Genomic DNA, 12,497 nt, shown 5'->3' with positions numbered 1-12,497 from the left:
GGAATTTTGTTATTAATCGTGATTTAGGAGACATTTATGTTAAAAGTCTGGGGTAGAAAGAATTCATCGAATGTTAAAAAAGTCCTTTGGTGCCTAAAAGAGCTTAACGTCCCTTATGAGCAAATTGATGTTGGTGGTCCTTTTGGTGGACTGACTGACACACATTATCTTGCAATGAATCCCAATGCTTCCATTCCAACATTACAAGAAGATGACTTTTATTTATGGGAGTCTAACACCATTATTCGTTATCTTTGCTCAAAACAAGAAGATTACACACTCTACCCTATTGATCCAAAACAACGTGCATCTGTAGAAAAATGGATGGATTGGTCAAATGGCTCACTTTTTTCGCCAATTCAGCAAATGATGATCATGATAGTGCGAACACCAAAAGAGAAGCAAGATCCTCAACAAGTTCAGGCATTAAAAGAAAAACTTAATAAACTGATAAAAATTGCTGATGATCAATTGGCAAAAACGTCTTATTTTGCGGGTAATCACTTCTCTCTTGCAGATATTGCTATCGCACCTTTGGTCTATCCGTGGCTTGAAGTATGTAAAGATAGACCAAGTTTTCCTCACCTTGAACGTTGGTTTGCACAATTGAGTGAACGCACCATTTTCCGCGATATTGTTTTATTACCAGTTAGCTAATTTAGTCCATCGGCATTTTGTCGGGATCAGGATAATGATAATGGAATCCTAGATCTCGACAGATCTCTTGCCCATCAATCTCTCTTCTTGGTGCTTGCTCTTCTTCCACAAATTCAGGTGGAACTAGCGCTAATTGTGCCGATGCCTTGGCGTAAAACTCTTTTTTGCTTGGATGAATAGGCGCACATAAATTATATAAATGCCCGCCTTCATTTTGAGCAAGCAGTTGTTCAACAGCAAAAATAACATCATCTAAATGCACTAAATTAACACATTGCTGAGCGCCTTTTACCTGCTTTTTCCCTGATAAAAAACGTCCCGCATGACGTCCAGGTCCAACTAATCCAGCTAATCGCAAAACATCAACGGTGGTTAACGGCAAACGATGCAGCCAATTTTCAACTTCAGCCATCATTTTTGCTGATAATGTTTCAGGCTTTATATCCATTTCTTCCGTTAACACACCACTTTGGCTACCATATACTGAAGTAGAACTAATATATATCACCCTAGCTACATGGCGTGACATTGCACTATCTACTAATTCTTGAATACTTTCTACATAATCATATCCACCACCACCAGCACTAGGTGGCAATGTAATAATCAAAACATCTGTTTCCATCAAATAGTCAAAATCATCTCTGTCACACTCGATAGCTGGCGTTAATTTCAGTAAACAACAGTCAATACCGCTCATTCTGGCAGCTTCGACACCATCTTCTGTTGTTTTGGTACCTTTGACTTGATACCCTGCATCACGCAATGCACTTGCTAGCGGCAATCCTAACCAACCAAGTCCAACTATGGTTATCCGTTTCATTTTTCTCCCCTACACAAATTGCTCATATGAATTATGCAACAAATATCTTATTTAGCCATTACCAATAAATACTACTTATGATTTTTTATTTTTCTAACAAAGCAATATACTCGCTTACTTATGTATTTAAGTAAATAAGAGAAATATTAAAATAATATTAAAAACATAGAGTTATAAAATATTTAATTTATTATTAAAAAATAGGTTGCTTTTGGCTTTATAAATCATGTAGGTTGAAAGGCAGACAAATTCTAAATGCTGGTAATAATAACGAGCATTGTAATTAGCTAGGAAAATAATCATGTATAGCATTCAATTAAACCATCATCATCACCATCACCCTGACTAGTCTTTCAGGCGATGAGTGCTGGAAGACGTTCAAGTAACGCTTCCGGTGGTCTGAATGCAGATGAAAAAGAAAACCCCGGAAGGCAACTTCCGGGGTTTTTTTATAGCTAATTTTCATAACAAAAATATAAATAAAGATAGGGTGACAACATGTTAGATAAAGCAAGATTAAGAATTGCAATGCAAAAATCAGGTCGTTTGAGTGATGATTCTCGTGCTTTATTAGCACGTTGTGGTATCAAAATTAATTTAAACCAACAACGCCTAATTGCTTACGCTGAAAATATGCCTATCGATATTTTACGCGTAAGAGATGACGATATTCCCGGCTTAGTGATGGATGGCGTTGTCGATTTAGGGATAATCGGTGAAAACGTTTTAGAAGAAGAGTTATTAAAGCGCCAAGCTCAAGGTGAAAATCCAAGTTATGTCACCTTACGCCGCCTTGACTTTGGTGCTTGCCGCTTATCACTTGCTGCACCTGTAGATTTTGATTATCAAGGTGTTGAATGCCTAAACAACTCACGTATTGCAACCTCTTATCCAAATCTTTTAAAACGCTACCTAGATCAAAAAGGAATTAAGTTTAAATCCTGTTTATTAAATGGTTCTGTCGAAGTTGCGCCTCGTGCAGGGCTGGCAGATTCTATCTGCGACTTAGTTTCTACTGGCGCAACACTAGAAGCCAATGGACTCAAAGAAGTTGAAGTTATCTATCGTTCAAAAGCTTGTCTTATCCAGCGTGACGGTGCAATGGATGCTGATAAACAAGCATTGATTGACCGTTTACTCACACGTATTCAAGGGGTGATCCAAGCGCGCGAATCAAAATACATCATGCTACACGCACCAAGCGATTGTCTTGATGATGTTATTGCCCTACTGCCTGGCGCTGAACGTCCAACTATTTTACCTCTAGCCGGTGATCAAAATCGTGTTGCTATGCACATGGTAAGTAGTGAAACATTATTTTGGGAAACAATGGAAAAGCTTAAAGCATTAGGTGCAAGTTCAATTCTTGTTTTACCAATTGAAAAAATGATGGAATAAGGTGAAATGATGAAAACGGGTTTTAATACATTAACTTACTGGAATAAATGCACTAAAGAACAGCAACAAGTGCTATTAACTCGCCCAGCTATTTCTGCATCTGGCGCCATTACAGAACAAGTTGCGAGCATTATTTCACAGGTACGTAATGAAGGGGATAAAGCACTTAAAGCACTTAGCCAAAAATTTGATAAAGCGGCGCCAGAAAGTGTATTGGTTACAAAAACGCAAGTTGATGCAGCTGTTGCAAGACTCGATAGCAAAGTAAAACAAGCTATTGCTCAAGCAATGGGAAATATTCGCCGTTTTCATGAAGCACAAATTCCAACAGCAATAGAAGTCGAAACTCAAGCGGGTGTATTTTGCCAGCAAGTCAGCAGACCTATTAATGCTGTCGGACTTTATATTCCCGGCGGCTCAGCGCCTTTATTATCAACAGTAATGATGTTAGGAATTCCAGCGCAAATTGCGGGTTGTCGAAAAATCATTCTTTGCTCACCACCACCTATTGCTGATGAAATCTTATATATCGCTAAAGAAATTGGTATTGATGATATTTTTCAAGTCGGTGGCGCGCAAGCTATCGCAGCAATGGCATTTGGTACCGAATCTATTGCTAAAGTGGATAAAATTTTTGGCCCTGGTAATGCTTATGTGACTGAAGCAAAACGCCAAGCAAGCCAATCGTTACAAGGTGCGGCTATTGATATGCCAGCAGGGCCTTCTGAGGTATTAGTCATTGCCGATGCTAAGGCAAACCCTGCATTTATTGCAGCCGATTTATTATCACAAGCAGAACACGGCCCTGATTCACAAGTTGTTTTATTAACGCCCGATGAAACCTTAGCAAAAGCAGTAATCAAAGAAACTGAAACACAGCTCGCACTTTTAAGCCGTGCGGAAATTGCTAAGCAAGCACTGGCAGAAAGCCGCGTTATTATTGCGCGCGATATCCAACAATGTATTGAAATTAGTAATAGTTACGGCCCTGAACATTTAATTATTCAAACTGATGATGCAGACGACTGGGTTGATAGCATCACAAGTGCTGGTTCGGTCTTTTTAGGAGCTTGGTCTCCTGAGTCAGCCGGTGATTATGCCTCAGGAACCAATCACGTACTACCTACTTATGGGTATACCGCAACCTATTCCAGTTTAGGATTAGCGGATTTTATGAAGCGCATGACAGTACAAAAATTAACAGCGCAAGGCTTATCAGATTTAGCACAAACGATAGAAATACTGGCTGAAGCTGAACAACTCACTGCTCATAAAAATGCGGTCACATTGCGCGTGAAAGCATTAGCTCAGGGGAATAAATAAGTCATGAATAATCAATTCGATATTACTTTATTAGCAAGAAAAAATGTCCGTGAATTAACACCATACCAATCAGCACGCCGCTTAGGGGGCAATGGAACAGTTTGGTTGAATGCAAATGAATATCCCATTGCACCTGAATTTAGTTTTAATGCAAAAAACCTAAACCGTTATCCAGAATGTCAGCCCGTTGATGTTATTACGCGTTATGCCACATATGCCGGTGTCAAACCTGAACACGTTTTAGTTAGCCGTGGTGCTGATGAAGCTATCGAATTATTGATCCGTGCTTTTTGTGAACCGGGTAAAGATGCGGTTATTTACTGCCCTCCAACTTACGGCATGTACAGTGTTAGCGCCGAAACATTTGGTATAGAACAACGTGTTATTCCTACACTATCTGATTGGAGCCCTGACATTAAAGCCATGGCATCACAACTAGATAATGTAAAACTTATCTATCTTTGTAGTCCAAATAATCCAACTGGAAATATTATTAACCCAGAACTTATTCGTAAAGTGTTAGAAATGACAGCAGGTAAAGCAATAGTTGCTGTTGATGAGGCCTATATTGAATTTTGTCCACAAGCTTCTATTGTTTCGTGGTTAAAAAATTATCCTAATTTAGTGATTTTGCGAACCTTGTCGAAAGCTTTTGCTTTAGCAGGGTTACGATGTGGTTTTACACTTGCCAACCCGCCTGTTATTGAATTATTACTTAAAGTCATCGCACCTTACCCTCTTTCAACTCCGGTTGCAGACATTGCAGCTCAAGCGTTAACGGAAAAAGGTATTGAGGTAATGAATCAGCGTGTTGCTGAAATATCTCGCAACAGAAACGCGTTGTCTGATGCGTTAAAAAAATTGCCTAATGTTGAACAAGTTTATCGCAGTGAAACTAACTATATATTAGTGAAATTCACTGATGCTAGCCGAGTTTTCCGCACTTTATGGGAACAAGGGATCATATTACGCGATCAACAACGTCAATACGGCTTAAATGGTTGTTTACGTATATCTATCGGAACAACAGAAGAGTGTGATAGCGTGATTAACGCCATAAGAAACATTCAAACTGTAAATATATAACTATTAAAAATAATAACGAAAAAATCGCAACTAAGGAACCGCAACCATGAGCCAGAAAATTCTTTTTATTGACCGTGATGGCACACTTATCTCTGAACCGCCAACAGATTATCAAGTTGATAGACTCGATAAGCTTGCTTTTGAGCAAGGCGTTATTCCTGCACTTACCGCTCTGCAAAAAGCGGGTTATAAACTAATAATGATCACCAATCAAGATGGTTTAGGCACAGAAAGTTTTCCTCAAGCTGATTTTGATCCGCCACATAATTTGATGATGCAAATTTTTTCATCACAAGGTATTGAGTTTGAAGAGATCCTTATTTGTCCTCATAAACCTGAAGATAATTGTCCTTGTCGTAAACCTGAAACTGGATTAGTGACCCAATACCTTGTTGATGGCGTATTAGATAAATCAAATAGCTATGTTATTGGCGATAGACAAACTGATATCCAACTTGCTGAAAATATGGATATTCAAGGATTACGCTATAACCCAAATGATTTAAATTGGACGATGATCGCCGAACAATTAACGAAAAAAGATCGTTATTCTCACGTTGAACGTAAAACCAAAGAAACAAAAATTGCGATAGATATTTGGTTAGATCGCGAAGGTGATAGCCAAATTAGTACAGGTGTTGGTTTTTTTGACCATATGCTTGATCAAATCGCCACTCATGGTGGTTTTCGCATGAATATCGATGTGAACGGTGATTTAGTTATTGACGATCACCACACGGTTGAAGATACCGGCCTAGCTTTAGGTGAAGCATTGCGTGAAGCCCTTGGCGATAAACGCGGTATCGCTCGCTTTGGCTTTACATTACCAATGGATGAATGCCTTGCAAGTTGTGCATTAGATATTTCTGGCAGACCTCACTTAGAATACAAAGCTGAATTTAAATATCAGCGTGTTGGCGACTTAAGCACAGAAATGATTGAACACTTTTTCCGTTCTCTTTCATACACCATGGGCTGCACTCTGCACTTAAAATCTAAGGGTAGAAACGATCATCACAAAGCAGAAAGTCTGTTTAAAGTTTTTGGTCGAACTTTACGCCAAGCCATTCGCGTGGAAGGCAATACCTTACCAAGCTCAAAAGGTGTTTTGTAATGAAAGTTGTCATATTAGATACAGGTTGCGCTAATTTAGCCTCAGTGGCTTATGCAGTAAAACGACTGGGTTATGACCCTATTATTTCTTATGAAAAAAATACCGTATTAGGTGCTGATAAGCTGTTTTTACCTGGTGTGGGTACTGCACGTGCGGCAATGGAACAACTTAAAGCTCGCGAGTTGATCCCTTTAATTAAAGCCTTAACTCAACCTGTTTTGGGTATTTGTTTAGGTATGCAAATTCTGGCATCGCTAAGTGAAGAAGGAAAAGACATTCCTTTATTAGGTTTAATTGATGGCACCATTGATAAATTAGATACCGCAGGTTTACCCCTTCCACATATGGGCTGGAATCAAGTGCTTGCAAAACCAGCACACCCATTATTTCGCAATCTCAGTGATGATGCATGGTTCTATTTTGTTCATAGTTATGGTTTAGCTCTTAATTCATCAACTATCGCAGAAACGGAATATGGTTCTCGCTTTAGCAGTGCGATTCAAAAAGATAATTTTTATGGTGTGCAATTTCACCCAGAGCGATCAGGAAAAGCGGGAGCTCAACTTATCAAGAATTTTTTGGAGATGTAACGCGTTATGATTATTCCAGCATTAGATCTGATTGATGGTAAAGTCGTTCGTCTTCACCAAGGTGATTACGCTAAACAACGCGATTACAACGACGACCCACTAACTCGTTATCAGCAATATGAAAAAGAAGGTGCAACCCTTCTGCATTTAGTTGATTTAACCGGAGCAAAAGATCCTTCAGCACGCCAAATCCCCTTACTGAAAAAACTAGTTGCGTGCGTAAATATTCCAGTACAAGTTGGCGGAGGTATACGTACAGAAGAAGATGTGAAATCACTATTAGATGCGGGTGCAAGTCGTGTAGTCATTGGTTCAACTGCAATTAGCCAGCCTGAAATGGTGAAATCTTGGTTTGAACGCTATGGTGCCGACGCTATCGTTCTCGCTTTAGATGTACGTATTGATAAACAAGGTAAAAAATGGGTTGCAGTGAGTGGATGGCAAGAAAATTCATCTTATACCCTAGAAGAAATAATTGAACTCTATCAAGCTGTTGGTTTAAAACATGTTCTTTGTACTGATATTTCACGCGATGGTACGTTAGAAGGCTCTAACGTCAAATTATATAAAGAAATCAACCAGCGCTTTCCTGATATCTTATTTCAAGCATCAGGAGGCATTGGTGATTTACAAGATATCGCAGATCTCCCAGCTTCGGGTGTTGTAGGTGTTATCGTTGGTAGAGCATTATTAGAAGGCAAATTCACATTAAAAGAGGCTATCACATGTTGGCAAAACGCATAATTCCTTGTCTTGATGTTCGTGACAGCCAAGTTGTAAAAGGCGTTCAATTTCGTAATCACGAAATCATTGGCGATATTGTTCCCCTTGCTGAACGTTATGCAAAAGAAGGTGCTGATGAATTAGTTTTTTATGATATCACCGCTTCTTCTGATGGACGCGTAGTGGATAAAAGCTGGGTTTCTCGCGTTGCTGAAGTTATTGATATTCCTTTTTGCGTTGCGGGTGGAATACGCTCAGTTGAAGATGCAGGAAAAATTCTTTCCTTTGGTGCGGATAAAATCTCTATCAACTCCCCTGCACTTTCTGATCCCAATCTTATTTCTCGTTTAGCTGATCGCTATGGTGTGCAATGTGTCGTTGTTGGTATTGATACATGGTTTGATGAAAATACAGGTGAATATCTGGTTTATCAATTTACTGGTGATGAAAAAAGAACTCAGCAAACACAATGGAAAACTCTAGACTGGGTACGTGAAATTCAAAAGCTAGGTGCTGGTGAAATCGTTCTTAATATGATGAACCAAGATGGAGTACGCCAAGGCTACGATTTAAAACAACTTGCCTTAGTACGCCAAGCTGCTGAAGTACCGTTAATTGCCTCTGGTGGTGCAGGTGAAATGTCGCACTTTTTAGATGCGTTTAAGCTAGCAAATGTTGATGGTGCACTTGCAGCTTCTGTTTTTCACAAACAAATTATCAATATTAATGAATTAAAACAGTATCTCGCAGAAAATGGCGTTAAGGTGAGAATATGATTAGCAAAGAAAAAATAGACAATTTAGATTGGCAAAAAGTGGATAATCTTATACCTGTCGTTATCCAAAATGCTATATCCGGTGATGTTTTAATGCTTGGCTATATGAATAAAGAAGCTTTAAATGTCACGCTTGAAAGTGAAAATATCACCTTTTATTCTCGTACGAAACAACGCTTATGGACTAAAGGTGAAACCTCTGGCAACTTCCTTAAGCTGGTTGATATTTATCCTGATTGCGACAATGATACATTGTTAATATTAGCAAACCCAATTGGCCCAACTTGCCACAATGGTACAGAAAGCTGCTTTTCCCCAGCACAAAGCCAGTGGGGATTTCTTTATGAATTAGAAAATATTTTGCGTGAACGTAAAACTGCTTCACCAGATAGCTCCTATACAGCAAGTCTCTACGCCAGTGGAACAAAACGTATAGCACAGAAAGTAGGTGAAGAAGGCGTTGAAACCGCTCTAGCGGCAACGGTTAATGATAGAGAAGAGCTAAAAAATGAAGCCTCAGATTTGCTCTATCACTTAATGGTATTATTACAAGATCAGTCATTATCACTATCTGATGTTATAGGTTGCTTACAAGAACGCCATAAAAAAGCAGAGTAAATAATTCTATTTATCTACGCGTTAGGTAAAACAGAAAGACTAAGCTTAACACTCAGCACGCTTAGTCTTTTTTATATATTAAAAAAGTACTGAATATCAATTTAATCCCCGTATTTAATGCCACTAAACTCATTTCAATGGATAGAGATTTGATGAACTATTTAAAGCTGATCGTGTTAAGCTTTTGATATTAAAACAATACGTAAATGCTCCACTATGAACTAACAAGAGGTTACTGATGCTATAGAGCTCAATGTGACCTTATACATCGTTGAGAAAAAACGTCGAATACTATCGAATATGGCACTTAAAATACTTATATATATAAAAAACAAATATTATCAATTAATTACAATATATTTATATATGATTTAGTGATCGATAAACTAGCTATTTATAAATAGTGTAGATATAAAAACACCCCAAATATCATATTAAATATTTGGGGTATTAATGATTAAATTAAAATCATTTATTTTTTAAGCATTACATCGCTTGACGGAATAACTCGATAACATCACTTTCAGTACCCTGAACAGGGTTAGTGATGGCACAAGCATCTTTCAGTGCGTTTTGAGCTAATGTTTGGAAATCTTCTTCCTTAACACCTAACTCAGTTAAACCAGCCGGAATACCTACATCTTTTGCCATTTTACGAATTTCTTCGATACATGCCTGAGCGCCCTGTTCATCACTCATCGCAGAAACATCAACACCCATTGCTTGTGCTATATCTTTTAAACGACCCGCTGCTGCTTGAATGTTATAAGCTTGAACATGTGGCAATAAAACCGCGTTACAAACACCATGTGGTAAGTTATAGAAACCACCTAATTGGTGAGCCATGGCATGAACATAACCTAAAGATGCGTTATTAAATGCCATACCTGCTAAGAACTGCGCATAAGCCATATTTTCACGAGCTTGCTCATCACCACCGTTATTAACAACAGAACGTAATGATCCGCTGATCATGGTCACTGCTTTTAATGCACATGCATCAGTAATTGGATTGGCAGCAATTGATACATAAGCTTCAACAGCATGGGTTAATGCATCCATTCCTGTTGCTGCGGTTAAGCCTTTAGGCATACCAATCATAAGCTCTGAATCATTTACTGATAAAATTGGTGTCACATTTTTATCAACGATAGCCATTTTGATATGACGTGCAGTATCTGTAATGATACAAAAACGCGTCATTTCTGAAGCTGTACCCGCTGTGGTATTAATAGAAATTAAAGGTAATTGAGGTTTAGCAGAACGATCTACACCTTCGTAATCAGCAATTTTACCGCCATTAGCAGCAACCAATGCAATCCCTTTCGCACAGTCGTGTGGAGAACCACCGCCTAAAGAAATAACACAATCACATTGATTAGCATTTAACAACGCTAAACCAGCTTCAACGTTTTCAACTGTCGGGTTTGGATCTGTACCATCATAAGTCACACTTGAAATACCTGATTCAGCAAGGAGTTTACTTACTTTATCAACCACGCCCAGTTTATTTAAAACACTATCAGTCACGATCAGTGCTTTATGAAAGCCAAAGTCTTTCATTGAACTCACGGCTTCTGCAAGACAACCCGCACCAAGTTTATTTACAGAAGGGATATAGAATGTTGAAACAGCCATTGTTGACTTCCTTATAGTAATTAAAGCTACGTTTTAATATGTTCTATTGTTTTTGTTCTTAAATTGATCACTGTCAATATATCTAATTAATAGTAATTATTTTTATTAAATAGTGACATTTAAAGATAATCTTAATCCGAAACACCCTATTAATTCAATAGGATAAAACTATTAACATGTTATTATTTGTTGTAAAATAATTTGAAAAGCTTATCAAAAAAATCAAAACCATCTATTTACGTCAAAGCAGAAAATTTTTTTTAATGACGTATAATGACAATATTTAGAATTAATTAAATTTTAGGAGTCATTGATGTCTTTGACTATTTTCGAGCAATTAACATCATTATTAAATGATAATCAGGCAACTTATCGTGTTGTAGAACACAGCACTGCCGGACGTTCTGAAGAAGTAGCAAAAATAAGAGGAACGCAATTAGGTCAAGGAGCAAAAGGATTAGTATGTCATGTTAAAGGTAATGGTATTAAACAACATGTGCTCGCGATTTTACCTGCTGATAAGCAAGCTGATTTAGCTAAACTAGCAATACAAATTGGTGGTACAAGAGCCTCGTTAGCCAGTCCAAAAGAAGTAAATACTCTTACGCAATGTGTTTTTGGCGCTATCCCCCCTTTTAGTTTTCATCCTTCGTTAAAATTAGTTGCTGATCCGCTACTTTTTCAGCGTTTTGATGAACTTGCTTTTAATGCTGGCACATTAGAGCGTTCAATTATTTTAAATACACAAGACTATAAACGAATAGCTCAACCCGAATTAATTAACTTTATTCGTGAAGATGAAAACTAATAAATGCTTTTTAGTAATATAATTCTTATTTAGTCAGATAAATTGCCTCATATGTTAAATTATGAGGTAATAATTAATACTTCCCATTACAGAATATATCTACTCCCTCGTCTAACAATACCACCATTAGATAATATAATCTGAAAAAATAATAGAATTTAATACCATAAAAAAATAAAAACAAAGAATAAATAACAGTAATTTAACTTTTTATCGCTTTTAACACCAAAAATCGCACAAAATACAAATTTTGAATATTTTTTTTCGATTCAGCACACAATAATTAAAGAAATCGATTTTATCTGATTGACCTGATTTATTCATACATTTAAGTTAGCATCAATATAAACACAAAAATGTAAACTTTTATTTACAACTAATTATCTAACTTATAAATAAATATAATTGTGCCACTCAGGTGCAGGGAATTCTTCATGCAAACATCAACCAAAAAACAGCCACTTTATAAAGTGCTTTATGTACAAGTTATCGTAGCAATTTTGCTCGGTATTATGCTTGGTCACTTTTACCCTGACATAGGTGAATCTTTTAAACCGCTAGGTGATGGATTTATCAAAATTGTAAAAATGATTATCGCCCCCGTGATCTTCTTAACCGTTGTTACGGGGATCGCAGGTATGAATAACATGAAAGCTGTCGGTACAGTTGCGGGTAAATCCATGGCTTACTTCCTAACTTTCTCAACAATAGCCCTGATTATTGGTCTTATTGTTGCAAATGTTATTCGCCCTGGTGATGGTTTAAATATTTCGCCTGCTTCGTTAGATGCAAGCAAAGTAGAAAGTTATGTTGCTAAAGCGCATGATTCTTCTATTGTTGGTTTTTTAATGAATATCATCCCTGAAACTGTCGTGAGCCCTTTGGTTAACGGTAATATTCTGCAAGTGCTGTTTGTATCTGTCGTGTTTGGTATCGCTTTAGCA

The 12,497-nt window shown here is 37.6% G+C and carries 13 protein-coding genes and 1 other annotated feature; of the genes, 11 read left to right on the top strand and 2 right to left on the bottom strand.

Annotation, left to right across the window (positions count from 1 at the left end; translation table 11 throughout):
- Positions 1 to 36 precede the first annotated feature (36 nt).
- Complete coding sequence (locus M997_RS07335; protein ID WP_064719459.1) at positions 37 to 657, top strand: glutathione S-transferase family protein; 621 nt, start codon at positions 37 to 39, stop codon at positions 655 to 657.
- 1 nt (position 658) lies between these two features.
- Here the strand turns inward: M997_RS07335 and M997_RS07330 are convergent, their stop codons facing one another.
- The gene (locus tag M997_RS07330) at positions 659 to 1,480 is read right to left on the bottom strand and encodes an SDR family oxidoreductase (RefSeq protein WP_064719458.1); all 822 of its coding nucleotides are present in this window, start codon (positions 1,478 to 1,480) and stop codon (positions 659 to 661) included.
- 324 nt (positions 1,481 to 1,804) lie between these two features.
- Positions 1,805 to 1,934 (top strand) — a sequence feature (His leader region).
- Between the two features lie 44 nt (positions 1,935 to 1,978).
- Between M997_RS07330 and hisG the strand changes: the two genes are divergently transcribed.
- Genes hisG through hisIE form a run of 8 tightly spaced genes read left to right on the top strand, consistent with a single transcriptional unit; the run spans position 1,979 to position 9,107 of the window.
- Positions 1,979 to 2,878: an ATP phosphoribosyltransferase gene (hisG, locus tag M997_RS07325; RefSeq protein WP_064719457.1), complete on the top strand. Its 900-nt coding sequence runs from the start codon at positions 1,979 to 1,981 to the stop codon at positions 2,876 to 2,878.
- Positions 2,879 to 2,884: 6 nt separating this feature from the next.
- Positions 2,885 to 4,201 carry a histidinol dehydrogenase gene (gene hisD, locus M997_RS07320; protein WP_064719456.1) on the top strand — a complete coding sequence of 439 codons (1,317 nt, stop codon included), beginning with the start codon at positions 2,885 to 2,887 and terminating at the stop codon, positions 4,199 to 4,201.
- 3 nt (positions 4,202 to 4,204) lie between these two features.
- On the top strand, positions 4,205 to 5,287 hold the full coding sequence (hisC, locus tag M997_RS07315; protein WP_064719455.1) for a histidinol-phosphate transaminase: 1,083 nt from the start codon (positions 4,205 to 4,207) through the stop codon (positions 5,285 to 5,287).
- Positions 5,288 to 5,333: 46 nt separating this feature from the next.
- The gene (gene hisB, locus M997_RS07310) at positions 5,334 to 6,401 is read left to right on the top strand and encodes a bifunctional histidinol-phosphatase/imidazoleglycerol-phosphate dehydratase HisB (RefSeq protein ID WP_064719454.1); all 1,068 of its coding nucleotides are present in this window, start codon (positions 5,334 to 5,336) and stop codon (positions 6,399 to 6,401) included.
- A complete protein-coding gene (gene hisH / locus M997_RS07305) occupies positions 6,401 to 6,991 on the top strand; it encodes an imidazole glycerol phosphate synthase subunit HisH (protein WP_064719453.1) in 591 nt (196 codons plus the stop codon). The genes hisB and hisH overlap by 1 nt, the downstream gene beginning before the upstream one ends.
- 6 nt (positions 6,992 to 6,997) lie before the next feature.
- The gene (gene hisA, locus M997_RS07300) at positions 6,998 to 7,735 is read left to right on the top strand and encodes a 1-(5-phosphoribosyl)-5-[(5-phosphoribosylamino)methylideneamino]imidazole-4-carboxamide isomerase (RefSeq protein WP_064719452.1); all 738 of its coding nucleotides are present in this window, start codon (positions 6,998 to 7,000) and stop codon (positions 7,733 to 7,735) included.
- Positions 7,717 to 8,490 (top strand): imidazole glycerol phosphate synthase subunit HisF, encoded by a 774-nt coding sequence (hisF, locus tag M997_RS07295; RefSeq protein WP_064719451.1) that lies wholly within the window; start codon positions 7,717 to 7,719, stop codon positions 8,488 to 8,490. Before hisA ends, hisF begins: the two co-directional genes overlap by 19 nt.
- Entirely contained in the window at positions 8,487 to 9,107 is a 621-nt protein-coding gene (gene hisIE / locus M997_RS07290) for a bifunctional phosphoribosyl-AMP cyclohydrolase/phosphoribosyl-ATP diphosphatase HisIE (RefSeq protein WP_064719450.1), read from the top strand. The genes hisF and hisIE overlap by 4 nt, the downstream gene beginning before the upstream one ends.
- Before the next feature lie 486 nt (positions 9,108 to 9,593).
- Here the strand turns inward: hisIE and yiaY are convergent, their stop codons facing one another.
- Positions 9,594 to 10,745 (bottom strand): L-threonine dehydrogenase, encoded by a 1,152-nt coding sequence (gene yiaY / locus M997_RS07285; protein ID WP_064719449.1) that lies wholly within the window; start codon positions 10,743 to 10,745, stop codon positions 9,594 to 9,596.
- Between the two features lie 313 nt (positions 10,746 to 11,058).
- Between yiaY and M997_RS07280 the strand changes: the two genes are divergently transcribed.
- Together M997_RS07280 and M997_RS07275 are read left to right on the top strand one after the other, a co-directional pair.
- Complete coding sequence (locus M997_RS07280) at positions 11,059 to 11,553, top strand: YbaK/prolyl-tRNA synthetase associated domain-containing protein (RefSeq protein ID WP_064719448.1); 495 nt, start codon at positions 11,059 to 11,061, stop codon at positions 11,551 to 11,553.
- A gap of 434 nt (positions 11,554 to 11,987) precedes the next feature.
- On the top strand, positions 11,988 to 12,497 hold a 510-nt coding region (locus tag M997_RS07275), incomplete at its 3' end, for a cation:dicarboxylate symporter family transporter (protein WP_156510814.1).

The sequence above is a fragment of the Proteus hauseri ATCC 700826 genome (assembly GCF_001654965.1).
GTDB classification, from domain to species: domain Bacteria; phylum Pseudomonadota; class Gammaproteobacteria; order Enterobacterales; family Enterobacteriaceae; genus Proteus; species Proteus hauseri.
The sequence above is the reverse complement of the archived record's forward strand: the minus strand, read 5'-3'. Positions and strand labels throughout refer to the sequence as shown.